Genomic DNA, 17,793 nt, shown 5'->3' with positions numbered 1-17,793 from the left:
AACTTCCAGTAATGGTCGAGCTTCTGGACAGCCTTATCGAGGGCGAGGAGGAAAGTAAATGATCGGAGTAAGCGAAGAACGCGACCCGGCGGGCATTAAGCTGATGAGCCGAGCAGGACTGGATTCAAAACAATATATTTCAGTTTCGAACAAAAGTACATACCTGCATGCAATGAATATCGAGACAGGCGAGTTTGTGATCATCGAAAAGAAAACGGCTGAAATAGTAAAAAGTCCCGGTGCTTTGGCGGGCGATCCGGGACTTGAAAAATAATAACACAGCTCAATTATAGGGCAAAAGTAGGAGGTAAATCAAGCGAAATATAAACAGGTCGACATCAAGGAAGCTGCAGACCGTTTCAGGAATGGCGAAGCGGTATATGCTGCCAGATGCATTGACGGCATGAGTTTCCGAGAGGTAACAGCAGCAACGATGCTGCTGGTGTTGAAAATCCCGGTTCCAGAAACAGAGACGAAGCCGGAAAAAAGTGGAAAAACAGCCCCCCAACAAAGAAGACCATAGACCGGGGGAAGGTAAAAGCACTGCACGAGGCAGGGTGGAGCAATGCGAAGATTGCAGATGAAATGAAGTGCTCCACATGGAGTGTGAGCATGATCCTGAAAGAACTCAGGGAGCAGAAAGAAAAACAAAACGAGGTAAATACAGATGAATGAATTACAGGTGGTTGTTGACCAGAAGCCGGGTGTGATCGGTTTCAACTTTGAAGAGATCCGTGACGAACTCCAGGCAAGAATGGATCTCTATAAAAATGCAACATTTACAGATGAATACAGAGTTTATGCAAAGAACGAAGTGGCGGCACTTCGAAAGATGAAAAAGGCAATCGATGACAAACGCAAGGAAGTAAAGAACCAGTATATGATCCCTTACAATGATTTTGAGGGGAAAGCAAAAGAACTGATGCAGATCATTGACCAGCCGATCGGCCTGATCAGCCAGCAGATCACGGAGATGGAAGAAAGAAGAAAAGAGGAAAAGAAAGCGAAGATTGGAGCACTGTATGATTCCCTGGTCGGGGATCTGGGAGATTATCTGACGCTTAAGAAGATCTACAACGCCAGATGGGAAAACGCTTCTACGAGTATGGCAGCAGTCAGAAAAGAAATGGAAGAGGTGCTTTCTTCCGTCAGAAAAGAAGTTGCTATGCTGGGAGCCATGACCTCCGATGCAGTTCCAGAAGCACTCAGACGGTACAAGGAAGACCTGGACCTTGCTGGGGCGATCAATTACGTAAACCAGTATGAAGCACAGAAGGCAGAGATCATGAAACGGGAAGCCGAAAAGAAGCGTCTGGAAGAGGAGCAGAAACGCAGAGCAGAGGAAGAACGGATCCGCAAAGAAGAAAGAGAACGGATCAAAGAAGAAGAGCGTATCCGAAAAGAGGAACGCGAGAAAGCAGAACAGGCTGCGGTAAATGAAGCAGCACAGGGATTTTTTTCTGAGGAAGCAGACGATGAGCTTCCATTTGAACAGCCGACAACGATCACCGCATTTTACAAAGTCGTAGCCACGCCGGAAGAACTGGAAGAAGTTGAGATGGCGTTCAACAGCATTGGAATCTATTATACAAGGAGGGATGCATGATGCAGGACGAAAAAGGCAGAACAGCAGGAAACAACGCACCAATGATCTATAAGGCACTGGCCGGCGTGATCGCAGATGTTGGGAGCGTTGCAAAAGATAAGGTTAACCGGCAGCAGGGATTTAAATTCCGCAGTATCGATGATGTATATAACGCCCTGCATCCGGCACTTGCCAAGAATAAGGTCGTGATCATCCCACGTGTACTGGAACGAAAGTGCGAAGTAGTGGGAAAGACGAAGAATGGCACCGATATGATCAAGGTCATCTGTAAGGTAAAGTTTGGGTTTTATGCGGAAGACGGGTCAAACGAAGAAGCGATTATCTACGGAGAAGGTATCGATACAGGTGATAAGGCAACTAACAAGGCCATGGCGATTGCGTATAAATATGCATGCTTTCAGGTATTCTGCATTCCGACAGAAGACATGGTGGATCCGGATGCGGAGTCACTGGAACTCCAGGAAGAGGGGACGAAAGGGCAAAAAGCGAAGAAGGCGGCAGCACCTAAGGCAGCGGCACAGCCGAAGAAGCAGGCAGCAAAAGAGAAGCCGGTTTCTGAAAAAAAAGCAGAACCTGAGAAGAAGGCGGAAAAACCGGAAGGCAGCGAAACGGAAGTGAACGTGGGCAGTCCTGCAACAAAGGAGATGATTGCCACAGTCCGTGCAGAACAGAAACGTACCGGGGTTCCGGACAAGATCATCCTGGGACGCAAGCAGGTAAATGCAAAGACGATCGAAGAGCTTACAATCGGGGAATTTAAATATATCATGAGTATCTTTGAAAAAACACCAGACCGAAAGGGAGAAACAGAATGAACAGTGTACAGTTGACCGGACGCTTTACGCGTGACCCGGAGATCAGATATACAGACGGTGGCCTGTCAATTGCTAGATTTACCCTGGCAGTAGACAGACGGTTCCGTCAGGAAGGCGGACCGAGTGCAGACTTTATCGGCTGCATTGCATTCGGAAAAACAGCCGAATTTATCGAAAAGTATTTTTCGAAAGGAAAAAAAATGGAGGTGAACGGCCGGATCCAGACAGGTTCCTATACGAACCAGGACGGACAGAAGGTCTATACAACGGATGTGGTAGTGGAAGCGGCAGGTTTTGCGGAAAGTAAAGCAGCACAGCAGGACAACGGCATACCAGCACCACAGGAAACGGATGATGGCTTCATGCGTATCCCGGATGACATAGATGATGAAGAGCTGCCGTTTAATTGATTATGATCATACAGATTGATTCAAGGGAAAAACCGAAAGCGATCGGGAAAATCTTGGAGGAATTTGACGCCCAGGGCATCCGGCACCCAGTCTCAAAATTGATGGTAGGGGATTACATGAACTACGATAATCCCCGGCTGATCATCGACCGGAAACAGAACCTGAGTGAGCTGTGCTGCAATGCATGCCAGGGTCACGAACGTTTCCGGAAGGAGTTGAAGCTGGCACAGGATAACGACATCCAGCTTGTATTCCTGTGCGAACATGGAAAAGGGTTCCGGCAGCTGTCAGATGTGATCTGGTGGGAGAACCCGCGGCGGTGGAAAAGGCAAAGAAACCCGGAAACAGGAAAGTGGGAAGAAACCGAGACAAAAGCCACGACCGGGGAAACCCTGTACCAGATTCTGCACACGTTAGAGAGGAAATACGGATGCAGGTTCCTGTTCTGTGAAAAAGAAGAGACTGGGGCAGAGATCATCCGGATCCTGAAGGAGGGGCTATGACAAAAGAGGAACTGAAACAGCGGTACAGCATGAAGGAGATCGTTGAACAGTATGGATTCCGACCAAACAGGGCCGGTTTTATCCGCTGCCCGTTCCATACAGGTGACAGGGATGCGTCTCTGAAGATCTATGAAAAGGATTTTCACTGCTTCGGGTGCGGAGCGAATGGAGACATCTTCGACTTCGTACAGGGGATGGATGGTGTCAGCTTCCGCGAAGCGTTCCTGAGTCTTGGTGGGACATACAGGCAGGAAAAGCCGGGGAGCTTTTCGCAGCGTATGGCACGATACCGCAGGGAAAAAGCAAAAGAACAAAGAAAAAAAGAACAACACCGTGAAGAGGAGCAAAAACGGTTTAATCTGCTGTTGATCGGGATATACAGGAAGAATTTCCAGACAGCAGAACCGTTCTCGGACGCATGGTGCGACAGCTACAACGCCATGCAATACCAGTTGTATATGCATGGTGCATTGAATGGAATCAGTTACTGATGGGGCAGGAAGAAGGTGAGGGAATGGTCCCACTTAATCAATTGACAAAAGAGACAATCTTATCCAGCAAGGTGCTTGCCGAGGTGTTCGACCAGGAGGATGAACTGTACCGTGCAGAGCTTCTGGCAGCATTGAGCATGAGAGCAACCGAACTGAAAGTAAAGACGGAGTTCCGTGAGATAGTGAAAGCCTACAGGAAGGTTGACAGCGAAACCAAAAAGAAAAAGCAGAAGACAGCTATGGCAGAAAACTGGACACACTTCTCTGACCATAAATACGAACCGATGAAATGCGGGCAGTGGATCGTGACGGACGAAGGCGTGAGGCTGTATGACCCTCAGAGCGGACGGCAGGATGTCATTGCGTGCCGGCATCCGATCATACCGGTCAGACGCATGCAGAACCTGCAGACGGAAGAAGAACAGGTTACGCTTGCATTTAAGCGAAACGGGAGATGGAGGGAACTGACGATCCCGAAGACAACGGTCACGAAAGCCAGTAAGATATGTGACCTGTCTGCAAGGTCCATACTGGTGACGAGTGAGAGTGCGAAGCTGCTGGTACGTTACCTGGCGGATGTGGAAGCGGATAATGAGGAAAATATCCCAGTCATCCTTTCAAGCTCAAAAATGGGATGGATCCGGGGGAAATTCCTGCCGTATGATACCGGGATCGAATTTGACGGTGCGGCCAGGTTCCGCCAGATCTATGAGAGCATACAGAGCCATGGAAGCCGGGAGAAGTGGTACCAGCGTGTCCTGGACCTGAGAAAGAAGCGGTGTTTTGAGATCCAGTTTATGATGGCAGCATCGTTTGCAAGTGTGCTGATCAGCATCATCGGAGGCCTGCCGTTCATGGTAGACCTCTGGGGACAGACGGAGGGCGGAAAGTCCGTTACACTGCTGCTGGCAACGTCTATCTGGGCAAACCCGAACAAGGGGATGTACTACCGTGATTATGCCAGCACAGACGTTGGTTTTGAGGCACTGGCAGATTTTCTGAACCATCTGCCAGTTGTATTGGACGACACCAGCAAACGCTGCCAGTCCGTAGAAAAACGCTTTGAGGAGATCATATACAACCTGTGTTCCGGAAAAGGCAAGACCAGATCCAACAAGGAGCTTGGGATAAACCGGGAGAATGTATGGGAGTGCATCACCCTGACGAATGGAGAGAAGCCGATCACCAGCTATGTCAGCCAGGGCGGGGCTATCAACCGTGTACTGGAAGTGGAAGCAGGCGAGCACTTCTTCCCGGATCCGCAGGGCACCATGGACACTATCAAACATAATTACGGCTTTGCCGGGATGGATTTCATCGATGTCCTCAAGGATATGGGAAAGGAAGAGATCTGCCGGATCCAGAAAGAGCTCCAGGCAGAGCTGATGAATGACGACAAGATGCAGAAGCAGGCGATCTCACTTTCAATTGTCCTGACAGCCGATAAAATCGCCACAGAGCGGATTTTTAAGGACGGAGAGTATATTTCTGTAGACGAAGCGAAAGAAGTGCTTGTGGACCGAAATGAGCTTTCTGACAACGAACGCTGCTATCGGTTCATACTGGACAAAGTAAACATGAATGAGCACCGCTTTGACGCGACTACAAAGTGCGAGAAGTGGGGGATGATCCAGAAAGGATACGCCCTGATTTTTAACGCAGCGTTTGATGAATTGTGCAGAGAGGGTGAATTTTCAAAGAAATCGTTCCTGTCCTGGGCAAACCGGAAAGGTCTGTTACAGACGCAGGGCGGCCAGATGACCAAAAACAAGAAGGTCAGCGGAAGCACTGTCCGGTGTGTATGGCTGCGAATTGAGGAAGAACCGGAGTTTGTGCCGGTAGAAAGCGAGCAGATGGAGATACCATTTGACTAAAAGGTTACAAGTTACAGGGGATACACGGAAAAATTGAACTATATACAGAGAAAAAAAATAAAAAAATGAATTTTTAAAATATCTCACCTCTCACGTATAGGGACAAAAATTCTTGTAATTTTGTAACTTAACAATGAAAATGCTTGAAAATGCAGTATTTAAGCCACTTTTCGGGATACATGGAAAACGTAACCGACAACCTGTTTTTGTATTTTTGGTAACTGGAGGACGGCATGGCAGGAGTAAAGAAGAAAGATATACCGGATATAGCGGCATTTATGCCGGAGTTCTGGGAATTTGTGAAAAGCGTATGGATCCCGGAAGACTCGGATCAGTACTGGAAAGAAGTATATGATAAAGCACAGGAGCTCTACCAGAAGTATCCGGTGGATTTTGTGAAACGGCAGATATTAGGATTCTGCGAATATCTTGACCAGAAATGGCAGGATGAAAGAGATAAGGCAGGGACGGAGGAAGAACAGTGGAGAGATTAACAACCGCATATGAGCGGATTTGGGTAGATGGAAGAATGGAAACACAATACGTGGCGAAAGAGGAAAGTGTTATGGAGATAGAAAACAAATTGGGCAAATACGAAGATGCAGAGGAAGAGGGCAGATTGTTCATTACACCATGTAAACCAGGTGATTTGATCTATGAGGTTGATGTGATTGAACGTCCTGAATGGGATTGTTATGTCAACGGATTTGTAGTCCAGGACGTATCAGCAAAACAAGTCAAGTATGAAGATGATTGGATTGATTGGGATGCACCTAATGTGTACACAAGTGAAAAGGAAACACGAGCGAAAGCAGAGCAGCTGATCCGCCAGAGGAACCGTCTGGAATCCCATACGGTTAGCGAGCCCGGATGGATCCCGGTGACAGAGAGATTGCCGGAAAATGATAGTTATGTGCTGATGTCGTTTGAAAATTTCTCTCTTCCATTGGTTGGGAGATACGTGGAGGATGAAGAATTAGGTGGTGCATGGTATCTGGGGGATTGCATTGACGAAGATACCTGTCTGGCAAACGACCTGTTCGTCAATGCCTGGATGCCGCTGCCGAAACCATACAGGGAGGATGAAGAAGATGGGAAATGACAAGAACTGTAACACATGCAGATACCACGATGAGGGAATGTGTTATTGCCCGAAGAGTGAAGAGTTTCGAGACGTTACAGCAGACACGCATCACTGTAGACGATACAGACGAGACTGGGAACAGGCCATGACTGATGCATTTATGAAAGGGGCACGAAGATGAGATATGTGAGATTTATGAGTATCGAAGAGCTAAACAAATACCTGAGCGGAGAGAAGTTGAAAAACAATACCGTGTGGAGAGATAGAGGAGATAAGACGGACTCTGTGGGATTCTGCTTCTTTGACGATTCCGAATCCCCAGAGGAACGTTTGGAATATTATTCCAGAGGAATAACTTGCACTACAGATGTATGGGCGGTATTTGAGCAGATCGGCGGGGAGCCGCTGAAAAAGTGTACAGGAATATACAGAGATCCTGAAAAGGACAATGCAAGTATTGAACAGAAGATGTTGGAAGCACTTACAGCTGCTTTGTGCGGAAAATTCCCGAATATCCCAACAATGGAGGTAACTGAGTACAGTACAACGGAATACAGCCAGGAGACGCTGAAACTGGTGGAGGTTGGTCGAGAGGGACGCTATGGTATCTACTGGCTGTCACAGGCGGAAATGGAAGAATTATTACTTAAGAAACCGCAGGCACAGGATTTGAGTGATGTGTGCGATGAAAGCAGCTGAGAAGAACGCCAAACGGCGGGCACATTATAACCATCTGGAGCGTGCAGTGGATGCTGAGGCGGCTAAACGGTTCCATGAGCCGACCTATTCACAGCGGATCCCTCACTATGTGAAACAGGTATATGAACAGCTGGAACTGGCAGCAGGCCTGAGCGGGTTCGAGATTGCCGGTCTGAGGGACAGACGGACCGGCAGGGAATACTATAAGGCAGATAACGAAGTACATGAAAGAAAACAGGAGGAAGAGCCGTGATCACGATTAAAACAGAGAAACATACATACACAGCAAAAATGGGAGCGGAGGAAAGCGAGAAGCTGTTCAAGGAGCTTGTTATTCAACTGTTCGGATATACCGGACAGTTGGCCGTTCCGGGAACAGAGGCGGCAGTTATCCCGGAAATCCCTGCATACGAGGCGGAAAACGAGGGGAAAACAGAAGAAATTCCGGATGCTATGAAAGAACTGGAAGAATACATGGAGGACAAGTGCTCCGTGGATCCAGTCACAGAACCCGAGCCGATCGGGAAAGAAAATGATGGTTATGGTGGTTTTCTGCACATTAAATGTCAGTGCTGTGGAAAGAAAAGAACGTTTTGCAGCAAGCATAAAATAAAATCTTGCAAGTGCAAAGAATGCGGTGAGGAAACAAAACTGAAAGATCTGGTACAGTTGTATACAAACTGTGAATGTGGAAGAAAAGCAGCATACTGGACAAACATGACAGAAAAGGCATTCGATGTACGCTGTGTTGACTGTGGCCAGCCTGTGGCAGTAATGTACAACAAGAAAAAGAACCTGTACGAGACAATATAGTAGCAAGGAAATGCATGAGGGGAGGCGATGCCGGTGGAGATGACGGAAAACGACAAGAAAAAGGAGTTCCTGCGAAGATACCGGGAATGTGAACGGAGGGAGCAGGAGATCCTGGAAGAGATCCAGAGGCTCCGGGCGGACAAGATGTTCCCATCCAGTGTAAATGATGGGATGCCGAAAGGCAGCCAGCAGTCTGATCTGTCGGATTATGTGGTAGCTATGGAAAGACAGATCGGCCGGCTGAAACGGGAACGGCTGAAAAAAGCAAGGACACGTGAACAGATTGACCTGGCAATCAGACGGATGGAAAACCCGGATGAACAGAGGGTGCTGCGACTGCGGTATCTGTGGGGGCTGAATTGGGACGACATCGGAAGAAAGATGGGGTGTGATCCAAGACATGCAAGAAGAATTCACGGATGGGCATTAAAAAATTTCAAGATGTCCTAGAATGTCCGCCTTGCCATGTGATATAGTGTAATCAGTTCAGTTTGGGAATGATGCTGACATGATTGGTTCTTTTCATTTACCTCTGTATATTGTATATCTGCCGGGTCTCAACAGCCCGGCAGCATCGGAACATAGCTCAGCGGCGAGAGCAGTCTCATGAGTAGACAAGGGCGAAGGTTCGAGTCCTTCTGTTCCGATTTCCCTGATGGGGACATATAAGAATCCTTTCTCAAAAGAATACTACATTTTCCGCAGGAAGACATCTGGCAGTGCCGGGTGTCTTTTTGTGTACTTACAAAACGACGAATAAGAGGTGGTGAGGCTTGGCAAGAGCACCGGATAAACGAATAGAACAAGCAAAACAGATGTATTTGCAGGGACAGAAATTAGTTGAGATTGCAAGTCAACTAAATATCCCGGAAGGGACAGTCCGAAGATGGAAATGCACGCACAAATGGGAAAACGAGCGTTCGGATATAAAAAGCGAACGTTCGAAAAAGAGAAGAAAAGGCGGCCAGCCGGGGAACAGAAATGCGACCGGGCCGCCTGGGAATAAGAATGCTGAGAAGTATGGATTCTTCCGGAAATACCTGCCGGAGGAAACACAGGAGATCTTTTCAGCGATTGAACAGGCTGACCCGCTGGATCTTCTATGGCATCAGATTCAGATCGCATACGCTGCCATTATACGTGCACAGCGTATTGCCTACGTGAAGGATCAGCAGGACAAGACGATCGAAAAAATAGAAAACAAAGAAGGAAACGTTTTCGGAGAGAAATGGGAAGTACAACAGGCATGGGACAAGCAGAATGAGTTCCTGAAAGCCCAGGCACGGGCACAGGGCGAGCTGAGGAACATGATCAAGCAGTATGACGAGATGCTGCATAAAAACTGGGAGGCAGCCAGTGAGGAACAAAAGGCACGCATCCAGCAGTTAAAGGCACAGGCAGACAAAATCAGCAGGGAAAACGGAAACGAAGACCAGGAAGACGGGGTGGAGATTATCAATGACGCACCAAAAGAAACAGGTACGGATATCTGATATTGTGATCCCGAAATATCTGCCGGTGTTCAATGACAGGAAGTACAGACACATTATCCTGACATCAGGGAGAGCCGGTACGAAATCCAGTTTTGTGGCGATCCGTGCCAACTATCAAATCATAGCGGACAGTCATGGTTCAGTAGTGGTGCTGCGAAAGCATCACAACAAACTGCGAAAAACGGTGTATAAAGAAATGCTTCGTGGAATTGGCAGACTGCAAATACCGAAGAACCGCTTTCGGATCACAAAGTCACCGATGGAGATTAGCTACCGGAAGAACGGTTCGACCATATACTTTTCCGGATCAGATGGCATTGACGATACCAAAGGTATCATTGATGAGGACAAGCCGATCAAACTGGTCATCCTGGACGAGCTGACAGAGTTTTTTGAGGACGGTGAAGGAGAAGATGAACTGCAGAACATTGAAGCAACGTTCATCCGCGGCAACAGTTCCGGGTTTCAGATGATCTACCTGTTCAATCCACCCAAGAACCCGAATGCCCCGATCATGGAATGGCTGAAGAAGATGGAAGAACGCCCGGACTGCATCCACATTCACACAGATTACAGGGATGTACCGGAAGAATGGCTGGGGCGTGACCTGATCGAGACTGCCGAGACCATGATGCGTCTGGATAAAAAACAATACAGCTGGGTATGGCTGGGAGAGTGTATCGGCGTTGATGAACTGATTTATTATATGTTTTCCGGACGGCACAAAGGCAGGCCGGAAGAAGGACAGAAATATAACCTGATCGGCATCGGGGCAGACTACGGACAGCAGAACGCAACGACCTATCAGGCCTGCGGTATCAACGAATATCAGTGCCGTCTGGATGGCTTACAGGAGTACTACCATTCGGGCAGGGAAACCGGAAAGCAGAAATCACCATCAGAGTATGCGGCTGATTTTGCAGACTTCGTGGAATCCCTGCAAGAGGCATATGGTTGCAACATCTTCTACCTGTACTTAGACCCATCGGCACGGGGACTGCAGGAAGAAATCAAGAGAACCTGCCGACAGAGAGGCCTGGCCATACATTTCAAGGATGCACAGAATGAGGTCGCACTTGGGATTGCCAGGGTTCAGAAACTGCTGACTTATGGGATTTTGCGGATATCGCCGGAGCAGAAGCACTTGATCGAAGAATTTGGCTTATATGAATACGACAGGAAACTATTAGATAAGGGCAGAGAAGTACCGGTAAAAGAGCACGACCATTGCCTCGATGCCCTGAGGTATCTGGTCATGGGGCTCTGGAACAGGGTGAAGCGGTTCCTGCCAAAGGAAGAAAGGGAGGACAGAAATTGAATATTTTTCAATATTTTCGAAAGAAGGGAATCAATACGCTCCCTTCTTCTTTTTACGGAAAAATAGCGGAGTGGGAGAGCTGGTATAACGGAAATGTGAAACGGTTCACTTTCTACCGTGTGTATACCGGCAGGGGATGCTATAGCAGATGCAAGCGTCACAGCCTCGGCATGGCGAAGAAAGTCTGTGAGGATATGGCAGATCTGCTGCTGAACGAACGTGTGACGATCGTACTGGATGACCAGAGAACGGATGCATTTGTTCGTCAGATCTTGCAGGACAACCATTTTGACACACTTGGAAATGAATACCAGGAACGAAAGGCGTGCTCTGGAACCGTTGCCTATGTTCCGTGTATCGAGGACTTGCAGAGCGGTCTGCTGGGCGAAGTGACCGGCGGAAGAATCAAGATCAATTATGTGACTGCAAAAAATATCTTCCCGGTCAGTTGGGAAAACGGAAAGATTCAGGAAGTAATATTTGCATTTCCGAAAACCTATTGCACAAAGAGATATCTGCACTTGCAGCATCACAAGGTCGGCGGGGATGGAAATTACCGCATTGAAAATACCGTACTGCTGGTGACGGCAGGTTCGACCTGCGGGCAGGAGCTTACCGAAGAAGAGTGGCAGGAGGTTCCAATCTTTGCCGGGCTTCCGGAAGAGATCGAGACAGGATCAGCAGAGCCGCAATTTGTGATCGACAGGCTGAACATGGTCAACAATGCCGATATGGAAGACGAGGAGAACCCAATGGGTATCAGTCTTTTTGCGAACAGCATCGACATACTGCGGAAGATCGACACAGAATATGATTCTTATGCCAACGAGTTCGGGCTTGGACGTAAGAGGATCTTTGTAGCTCCGGAGATGCTGACGGATGAGAACGGCAACAAGGTCTTTGATGAGAATGACACGGTATTCTATAGCCTGCCGGAAGAAACCTTGAAAGACACAAACCCGATCTATGAAGTCAACATGGAGCTGCGTACAGAGCAGCACAGCAAGGCTTTAAACGATGACCTGAATTACCTGTCCATGAAATGCGGATTCGGGACAGAACGCTATAAGTTCGAAAAGGGGACGGTTGCAACGGCAACGCAGGTGATCTCGGAAAACAGCGATATGTACCGGAGCTTGTGCAAGCATGAAATCGTGCTTCAGAGTGCCCTGGAAGAACTGATTCGCATCATCATCCGTCTTGGCATTGCCCTCGGTGAACCACTGAGAGAAGACGTAGAAGTCACAATCAACTTCGATGATTCCATCATCGAGGATAAGGAGGCAGAACGCCAGAGAGACCGGCAGGATGTCTCCATGGGAGCCATGGGGGTAGATGAGTACCGGGCAAAATGGTTCGGCGAAACACTGGAACAGGCCAGAAAGAACCTGCCAGTGCAGAACACCGTGATGGAGTGATGCCATGGCAGGGGAGAGGACAGCACCGGATGTGCAGCGGATGGGGTTGCAGGCTGAGAAGATCTGGAGGGAAGCAGAGCGGCGTATCATGGAGGATGTCATCCGCAGGATAAAAAAGGCCGGTGAGATCACATCAACGGCAGACTACCAGATCAACCGCCTGATCGAGATGGGCAAGTCCCGGGAAGAGGTGGAGCGGATCATCAAGGAGGCACTGGGGGCAACCTGGCCGGAAATGTTCGAGATGTATGACAAGGTAGCGGAATGGGAATATGTCCGTAACCGGGAGATCTATGAACAGGTCAATGATGATTTCCTGACGCCGGAGGACAACAAGTGGCTGCGACAGATCACAGAGGCAGCCAGGAAGCAGACAAAAGACACGCTCGTTAATATGGCACAGAGCTACGGATTTTCAGTCTTGATGGCAGGGAAGCGGGTGTTCACACCATTTGCCGAGTACTACCAGAAATACGTGGACACGGCCATCCAGGACGTTGTGACGGGCGGCACAGACTACAACTCGGCGATCCGGAAAGTCGTCACCCAGATGACGAACAGCGGGCTGAGGGTGGTGGATTACGCTTCCGGCCATACTAACCGGGCAGACGTAGCAGCACGCAGAGCCGTCCTTACAGGCGTGAACCAGATTACGGCACAGATCAGTGAGCACAACGCTGAAAAACTCGGCACAGACCAGTTTGAGGTGTCTTGGCATCCATGTGCGAGGCCGGATCACCAGACATGGCAGGGCAAGGTGTTCAGCAAGGAAGAACTGCGGACGGTCTGCGGATACGGAACCGTCACAGGATTGTGTGGTGCCAACTGCCGGCATACGTTCCACCCATTCATTCCTGGCGTTTCTGAAAGACTCTATCCGGATGACTGGCTGGAAGAGCAGAACAAAAGGGAAGCCCAGACAAAAGAATGGAACGGTAAGCAGCTCAATGCCTACGAACAGACCCAGCAGCAGAGGAAGATGGAGACCGCCATGCGTGCCCAGCGTCAGAAGATACGGCTGCTGCAGGAAGCAGGAGCCGACAAGGACGACATCATGCTGGAAAAAGCAAAGTACCAGGGACAGCTGAACGAGTATAAGCAGTTCAGCAAGAAGATGGGACTTCTGGAACAGCGTGAACGAATCTATCAGGACGGACTGGGCAAGGTAGCGACCAACACGAAACAGCAGAACGCACGCTATACACCGGAGATGATGCGGAATGCTAAGATTGATTCGAACCAGTACGAACGGTACAAGGAAGTGCTGAAAGAAGATGCTGGAAGTCTTGCGGATTTCAGGCAGATGAAGTATAATGACCCTGAAAAATGGAAGTTCGTCGAAATGGATTATCAAAGACAAAAGGAGCTTCTGGAACATCCAGAGCTTAAACTACCGAATGCAGAAACGGCTATTTTACCAGAGCCTAAGTTTACGAAATATCTTTTTGATGAAAACAGTCAAAAAGGGTATCCAAAGGGAAGAGCCTTTACAGATCGCTTGGGCTATGAAATGGGAAATTGGCAGGAACTTCAAAAAGCGTTAAAACAGGGAGCTGTGAAATATCCGGCTCAGTATGTTGATAATAATGGATACGGCGACAGATATGTCCAGAAGATGATTCTTTATGGTAAAAAAGAAACACCAGCAAATGTAGTTGTAGCATGGCTCAGGACGGAAGATGGCACAACAAAGTTGACTAGTGCGTACATTAAGGAGGCGAAGTAAATGCTCATAAAGGAATATGACACAATTCTTCTAAAAGATGGACGAAAAGCAGCAGTTGTGGAGATATTAGACGATACGCATTTTCTGGTAGATGTGGGTGATTCGCCTACAGATTGGGATACTATTGATGCAACTATTGATGATATAGTGAAAGTTATTGACAACTAAGAAAAATAAGTATTTACCACTGGTCTTTCGACTGGTGGTATTTTTGTACCCATTTTTAAGGAGGTGAGAAACATAAAAAGCAAAACTTACGAGGAATTTGTCGAAAAATTCAAACCGAAGAAAACGACAGACGACTGCTATACGCCGCCGGAAATATACGAAGTCATAAAGGACTGGGTTTGCAAACGTTACAATATCGATCCTGGGAACGTGATCCGCCCATTCTGGCCGGGCGGCGATTACGAAAAAGACGAGTACCCGCCGGTATGTGTGGTGGTGGACAACCCGCCTTTTTCCATCCTGAAAAATATATGTGAATTTTATCTGGAACGGGGCATCCCGTTCTTTTTGTTTGCCCCGTCACTCACGGCGTTAACCGGTAAGACCATCTGGAACAGGATGAACCATATTATGTGCGACTGCACGATCGTGTACGAAAACGGAGCAACGGTGAAGACATCGTTCGTCACCAGCTTCGAACCGGAAACGGTAGCGGAGACATCACCGGAGCTGACCAGGCTGGTAAATGATACAACGGAAAAGCTGAAGCAGGAAAAGGCACGGAAATTGTCAAAGTATGATTACCCGGATCATATCGTCACCGCTGCCATGATGCAGAAAATGGCACGCTACGGCGTACATTTCAGGGTAAGGCGTGAAGAATGCCAGCGTGTGCGAAGACTGGATGCCCAAAGAGCCATGAAAAAAGAGATTTACGGGTCAGGGCTTCTGCTGTCAGATCAGGCGGCAGCCAGAAAGCAGAATGCAGAAAAGCAGGCAGCAGAAAATGCCAGAAAGCAGGCAGAGGATGCCATCTGTTATGAACTTTCAGAACGTGAGAGGGAACTGGTGGAAGCATTAAATAAATCAATATTAGATTAAGAAAGCGAGGATAAGAACATGAAAAAATTATTTATCAGCCAGCCAATGAAAGGCAAATCAGACGAGGAGATTTTGAGAGAGAGGAAAAGAGCAATCCAGTGTGCGGAAAGACAGTTAAATGAACCGGTAGAGGTCATTGACAGCTTCTTCCAGAGTGCACCGGCAGACGCAAAACCGCTCTGGTTCCTGGGAAAATCCCTGGAACTTCTGGCGGGTGCTGATATTGCGTATTTCACAAAAGACTGGGAAGGAGCAAGAGGATGCCGTATCGAACACACTTGTGCACTGGAATATGGCATTGAAACAGTCGTGGAAGATTATTCCAATGACTGAACATTACACAGTCACAAAAGACGCAGACAGGCTTGCACCGAACTGGCTGGCGAGCCGGATCAATTACAGGACGATCAAATTTTTATACCGGGACATTGACGGACACGCAGAGCTGAAGGGGGTGAGGATTGGCGATGAAGTGGCACAAATTGGCGACACGGTACAGTTCAACGGCAGACGGTTATCCGTAGAAAGGTGGTGATAAAACCATGATAAGCATTAAAATGACGGAGCACAGCATCCGGATGGTCGGCCATGCCGGGACACGTTCCGAGAGCGGTGCTGACCGTGCGTGTGCGGCAGTATCCGCACTGACCTGCAACCTGGTCAATTCACTGCATGATCTGACACAGGACAAGATACGGGCGGAATTAAGCAGCGGAGATGCAGACATCCGCTGGGATCGCCTGTCAGAGCAGGGAAAACTGTTGATGGACTCGTGGTTCCTTGGGATCACGGAGATCAACCGGGAATACAACTGCATACAGTTTCACTAACTGGCACCTTATGAGGGTGCTTTTCTTATGCCCAAAACATGAAGGCGTTAAAAGCTTGGGAAAATCTCGAAGGAGGAAGATACAATGTATAGAAAAATGAATTTAAGGCTCTTTGAGGACGGCAATGCAGGAGGAGCCGGCTCTGCTGGACAGGGCAATGGTGCCGGGAATGGAGACGGCAGCCATACGGGAAATGCCGGGGCAACATACAGTTATGAACAGGCGGAAGAGATCGCAAACGCAAGGGCAGGCAAAGCGGAACGTGCGGCACTTGCCAATTATTTCAGAAGCCAGGGCATGACGGAGGAAGAAATCACAACAGCAATCAGTGATTTCAAAGCAAAGAGACAGGCGAACAAGCCGGATGTGGCTGCCATCGAAAAAGAACGCGATGACGCAAAAAAAGAGCTGGAATCGTACAAACAGAAAGACATCCTGAAAGAAAACGGTGTAGATGCAAAGTACACAGATTTTGTGTTGTTTGAGGTATCGAAGAAAGTGGATGACAAGACCGATTTCAAAACAGCTTTAAAAGCGTTCCTGAAAGATAACCCACATTATGCAGGTGGCGGTTATCGTGTGAACACACAAACAAAACAGAATGGGGCGGCAGGATCCGGAGGCACAGCCGGAAACAATACCAATGATTTTGTTAATTCCTTAATTAGAAAGGCGGCAAGAAGATGAAAAAAAGAATGGATTTAAGACTGTTTGATCTGGATGCAAACCTGATCGACCGCAGCGGTGCAGAATCCCTGATCCCGGAGCAGTATGCAAGGGAGATCATCCAGGGGGTTGTATCAGAATCGGCAGTACTGAGAATGGGCAGAAGACTGCCAAACATGAGTTCCAACAAGTACCGCATGCCGGTACTGGACATGCTCCCGATGGCATATTTTGTGAATGGGGACAACGGACAGAAAAAGACCACAAAGATGTCATGGGATAAGAAATACATCACTGCGGAAGAGATTGCAGTCATCGTACCGATCCCGGAAGCAGTTCTGGAAGACGCAGACTACGATATCTGGGGCGAGGTAAGACCGAGGGTACAGGAAGCTTTTGGAAAGGTGATTGACGGTGCAGTACTTTTTGGAGTTGAAAAACCGGCATCCTGGAGGGATGACTTGGTAGCAACCGCAACGAAAGCCGGAAGCGTTGTAAAAACAACGGCTGACCTGTATGCGGATATCATGGGTGAGGATGGTGTCATTGCAAAGGTAGAGCAGTCCGGCTATTTTGTGAATGGACACGTTGCAGATATTTCCGTAAGGGCGAAACTCAGAGGTCTGAAAGATACGACAGGGCAGCCGATTTTCAAAACCGATATGCAGTCCGGCACAAATTACACGCTGGACGGTTCCGGTATGTATTTCCCGAACAACGGAACTTTCGATAAAACGAAAGCACAGATCATCACAGGCGATTTCTCGCAGCTGGTTTATGCGATGCGTCAGGACATTACATTTAAACTCTTCACCGAGGGTGTTGTCCAGAACACAGACGGCACGATCGCTTATAACCTGATGCAGAACGACATGGTGGCACTGCGTGCAGTTATGCGTCTGGGCTGGGAGATCCCGAACCCGGTCAATTCTCAGCAGAAAGACAAGGCAAAACGTTGTCCGTTTGCAGTCCTTGCACCAGCAGAATGAAAAGAACA

24 protein-coding genes and 1 tRNA gene are annotated in these 17,793 nt (G+C 48.3%); all 25 read left to right on the top strand.

Annotated features, from left to right (window positions below):
• Window positions 1–58 precede the first annotated feature (58 nt).
• Window positions 59–274: a hypothetical protein gene (locus tag LKD42_RS04245; protein ID WP_173895451.1), complete on the top strand. Its 216-nt coding sequence runs from the start codon at window positions 59–61 to the stop codon at window positions 272–274.
• Between the two features lie 393 nt (window positions 275–667).
• The gene (locus tag LKD42_RS04240; protein WP_248834905.1) at window positions 668–1,606 is read left to right on the top strand and encodes a DUF1351 domain-containing protein; all 939 of its coding nucleotides are present in this window, start codon (window positions 668–670) and stop codon (window positions 1,604–1,606) included.
• The gene (locus tag LKD42_RS04235) at window positions 1,603–2,421 is read left to right on the top strand and encodes an ERF family protein (RefSeq protein WP_248834904.1); all 819 of its coding nucleotides are present in this window, start codon (window positions 1,603–1,605) and stop codon (window positions 2,419–2,421) included. Before LKD42_RS04240 ends, LKD42_RS04235 begins: the two co-directional genes overlap by 4 nt.
• The gene (locus tag LKD42_RS04230) at window positions 2,418–2,831 is read left to right on the top strand and encodes a single-stranded DNA-binding protein (protein WP_173895447.1); all 414 of its coding nucleotides are present in this window, start codon (window positions 2,418–2,420) and stop codon (window positions 2,829–2,831) included. Before LKD42_RS04235 ends, LKD42_RS04230 begins: the two co-directional genes overlap by 4 nt.
• Window positions 2,832–2,833: 2 nt before the next feature.
• Entirely contained in the window at window positions 2,834–3,334 is a 501-nt protein-coding gene (locus LKD42_RS04225) for an ERCC4 domain-containing protein (protein WP_248834903.1), read from the top strand.
• The gene (locus LKD42_RS04220; protein WP_201428278.1) at window positions 3,331–3,825 is read left to right on the top strand and encodes a CHC2 zinc finger domain-containing protein; all 495 of its coding nucleotides are present in this window, start codon (window positions 3,331–3,333) and stop codon (window positions 3,823–3,825) included. Before LKD42_RS04225 ends, LKD42_RS04220 begins: the two co-directional genes overlap by 4 nt.
• Before the next feature lie 23 nt (window positions 3,826–3,848).
• Complete coding sequence (locus tag LKD42_RS04215; protein ID WP_248834902.1) at window positions 3,849–5,699, top strand: DUF927 domain-containing protein; 1,851 nt, start codon at window positions 3,849–3,851, stop codon at window positions 5,697–5,699.
• A gap of 233 nt (window positions 5,700–5,932) precedes the next feature.
• Window positions 5,933–6,193, top strand: a complete 261-nt coding sequence (locus LKD42_RS04210; protein ID WP_173895444.1) for a hypothetical protein — start codon at window positions 5,933–5,935, stop codon at window positions 6,191–6,193.
• On the top strand, window positions 6,181–6,801 hold the full coding sequence (locus tag LKD42_RS04205; protein ID WP_248834901.1) for a DUF551 domain-containing protein: 621 nt from the start codon (window positions 6,181–6,183) through the stop codon (window positions 6,799–6,801). The genes LKD42_RS04210 and LKD42_RS04205 overlap by 13 nt, the downstream gene beginning before the upstream one ends.
• 159 nt (window positions 6,802–6,960) lie before the next feature.
• Window positions 6,961–7,482, top strand: a complete 522-nt coding sequence (locus tag LKD42_RS04200) for a hypothetical protein (protein WP_248834900.1) — start codon at window positions 6,961–6,963, stop codon at window positions 7,480–7,482.
• The gene (locus LKD42_RS04195) at window positions 7,469–7,735 is read left to right on the top strand and encodes a hypothetical protein (RefSeq protein ID WP_248834899.1); all 267 of its coding nucleotides are present in this window, start codon (window positions 7,469–7,471) and stop codon (window positions 7,733–7,735) included. The genes LKD42_RS04200 and LKD42_RS04195 overlap by 14 nt, the downstream gene beginning before the upstream one ends.
• Window positions 7,732–8,295 (top strand): hypothetical protein, encoded by a 564-nt coding sequence (locus LKD42_RS04190; protein WP_248834898.1) that lies wholly within the window; start codon window positions 7,732–7,734, stop codon window positions 8,293–8,295. The genes LKD42_RS04195 and LKD42_RS04190 overlap by 4 nt, the downstream gene beginning before the upstream one ends.
• A gap of 33 nt (window positions 8,296–8,328) precedes the next feature.
• A complete protein-coding gene (locus LKD42_RS04185) occupies window positions 8,329–8,745 on the top strand; it encodes a DUF1492 domain-containing protein (protein ID WP_248834897.1) in 417 nt (138 codons plus the stop codon).
• A 125-nt stretch (window positions 8,746–8,870) separates the two neighbouring features.
• Window positions 8,871–8,942: transfer RNA gene (locus LKD42_RS04180), tRNA-OTHER, on the top strand.
• Between the two features lie 126 nt (window positions 8,943–9,068).
• Entirely contained in the window at window positions 9,069–9,788 is a 720-nt protein-coding gene (gene terS, locus LKD42_RS04175) for a phage terminase small subunit (RefSeq protein WP_248834896.1), read from the top strand.
• The gene (locus tag LKD42_RS04170) at window positions 9,754–11,106 is read left to right on the top strand and encodes a PBSX family phage terminase large subunit (RefSeq protein ID WP_248834895.1); all 1,353 of its coding nucleotides are present in this window, start codon (window positions 9,754–9,756) and stop codon (window positions 11,104–11,106) included. Before terS ends, LKD42_RS04170 begins: the two co-directional genes overlap by 35 nt.
• Window positions 11,103–12,524: a phage portal protein gene (locus LKD42_RS04165; RefSeq protein WP_248834894.1), complete on the top strand. Its 1,422-nt coding sequence runs from the start codon at window positions 11,103–11,105 to the stop codon at window positions 12,522–12,524. Before LKD42_RS04170 ends, LKD42_RS04165 begins: the two co-directional genes overlap by 4 nt.
• 4 nt (window positions 12,525–12,528) lie before the next feature.
• Window positions 12,529–14,250, top strand: a complete 1,722-nt coding sequence (locus tag LKD42_RS04160) for a phage minor capsid protein (RefSeq protein ID WP_248834893.1) — start codon at window positions 12,529–12,531, stop codon at window positions 14,248–14,250.
• Window positions 14,251–14,418 carry a hypothetical protein gene (locus LKD42_RS04155; protein WP_022118443.1) on the top strand — a complete coding sequence of 56 codons (168 nt, stop codon included), beginning with the start codon at window positions 14,251–14,253 and terminating at the stop codon, window positions 14,416–14,418.
• Window positions 14,419–14,481: 63 nt separating this feature from the next.
• Window positions 14,482–15,300: a cell envelope integrity TolA family protein gene (locus LKD42_RS04150; protein WP_248834892.1), complete on the top strand. Its 819-nt coding sequence runs from the start codon at window positions 14,482–14,484 to the stop codon at window positions 15,298–15,300.
• An 18-nt stretch (window positions 15,301–15,318) separates the two neighbouring features.
• A complete protein-coding gene (locus LKD42_RS04145) occupies window positions 15,319–15,633 on the top strand; it encodes a hypothetical protein (protein WP_248834891.1) in 315 nt (104 codons plus the stop codon).
• On the top strand, window positions 15,626–15,835 hold the full coding sequence (locus LKD42_RS04140) for a hypothetical protein (RefSeq protein ID WP_248834890.1): 210 nt from the start codon (window positions 15,626–15,628) through the stop codon (window positions 15,833–15,835). The genes LKD42_RS04145 and LKD42_RS04140 overlap by 8 nt, the downstream gene beginning before the upstream one ends.
• Before the next feature lie 7 nt (window positions 15,836–15,842).
• On the top strand, window positions 15,843–16,130 hold the full coding sequence (locus LKD42_RS04135; RefSeq protein ID WP_248834889.1) for a ribosomal-processing cysteine protease Prp: 288 nt from the start codon (window positions 15,843–15,845) through the stop codon (window positions 16,128–16,130).
• Between the two features lie 84 nt (window positions 16,131–16,214).
• The gene (locus LKD42_RS04130; protein ID WP_248834888.1) at window positions 16,215–16,817 is read left to right on the top strand and encodes a hypothetical protein; all 603 of its coding nucleotides are present in this window, start codon (window positions 16,215–16,217) and stop codon (window positions 16,815–16,817) included.
• On the top strand, window positions 16,814–17,785 hold the full coding sequence (locus LKD42_RS04125; protein WP_248834887.1) for a phage major capsid protein: 972 nt from the start codon (window positions 16,814–16,816) through the stop codon (window positions 17,783–17,785). The genes LKD42_RS04130 and LKD42_RS04125 overlap by 4 nt, the downstream gene beginning before the upstream one ends.
• Window positions 17,786–17,793: the final 8 nt, after the last annotated feature.

Source organism: Hominisplanchenecus faecis, from assembly GCF_020687205.1.
Taxonomy (GTDB): Bacteria; Bacillota; Clostridia; order Lachnospirales; family Lachnospiraceae; genus Hominisplanchenecus; species Hominisplanchenecus faecis.
This window is presented reverse-complemented; position numbering and strand designations above follow the sequence as displayed.

Coding starts and splice junctions, on each gene's coding strand:
- LKD42_RS04170 (WP_248834895.1), top strand. CDS start 9,754: ATGACGCACCAAAAGAAACAGGTACGGATATCTGATATTGTGATCCCG.
- LKD42_RS04145 (WP_248834891.1), top strand. CDS start 15,319: ATGAAAAAATTATTTATCAGCCAGCCAATGAAAGGCAAATCAGACGAG.
- LKD42_RS04220 (WP_201428278.1), top strand. CDS start 3,331: ATGACAAAAGAGGAACTGAAACAGCGGTACAGCATGAAGGAGATCGTT.
- LKD42_RS04195 (WP_248834899.1), top strand. CDS start 7,469: ATGAAAGCAGCTGAGAAGAACGCCAAACGGCGGGCACATTATAACCAT.
- LKD42_RS04135 (WP_248834889.1), top strand. CDS start 15,843: ATGATAAGCATTAAAATGACGGAGCACAGCATCCGGATGGTCGGCCAT.
- LKD42_RS04160 (WP_248834893.1), top strand. CDS start 12,529: ATGGCAGGGGAGAGGACAGCACCGGATGTGCAGCGGATGGGGTTGCAG.
- LKD42_RS04235 (WP_248834904.1), top strand. CDS start 1,603: ATGATGCAGGACGAAAAAGGCAGAACAGCAGGAAACAACGCACCAATG.
- LKD42_RS04200 (WP_248834900.1), top strand. CDS start 6,961: ATGAGATATGTGAGATTTATGAGTATCGAAGAGCTAAACAAATACCTG.
- LKD42_RS04155 (WP_022118443.1), top strand. CDS start 14,251: ATGCTCATAAAGGAATATGACACAATTCTTCTAAAAGATGGACGAAAA.
- LKD42_RS04230 (WP_173895447.1), top strand. CDS start 2,418: ATGAACAGTGTACAGTTGACCGGACGCTTTACGCGTGACCCGGAGATC.
- LKD42_RS04125 (WP_248834887.1), top strand. CDS start 16,814: ATGAAAAAAAGAATGGATTTAAGACTGTTTGATCTGGATGCAAACCTG.
- LKD42_RS04215 (WP_248834902.1), top strand. CDS start 3,849: ATGGTCCCACTTAATCAATTGACAAAAGAGACAATCTTATCCAGCAAG.
- LKD42_RS04240 (WP_248834905.1), top strand. CDS start 668: ATGAATGAATTACAGGTGGTTGTTGACCAGAAGCCGGGTGTGATCGGT.
- LKD42_RS04245 (WP_173895451.1), top strand. CDS start 59: ATGATCGGAGTAAGCGAAGAACGCGACCCGGCGGGCATTAAGCTGATG.
- LKD42_RS04210 (WP_173895444.1), top strand. CDS start 5,933: ATGGCAGGAGTAAAGAAGAAAGATATACCGGATATAGCGGCATTTATG.
- LKD42_RS04225 (WP_248834903.1), top strand. CDS start 2,834: ATGATCATACAGATTGATTCAAGGGAAAAACCGAAAGCGATCGGGAAA.
- LKD42_RS04140 (WP_248834890.1), top strand. CDS start 15,626: ATGACTGAACATTACACAGTCACAAAAGACGCAGACAGGCTTGCACCG.
- LKD42_RS04130 (WP_248834888.1), top strand. CDS start 16,215: ATGTATAGAAAAATGAATTTAAGGCTCTTTGAGGACGGCAATGCAGGA.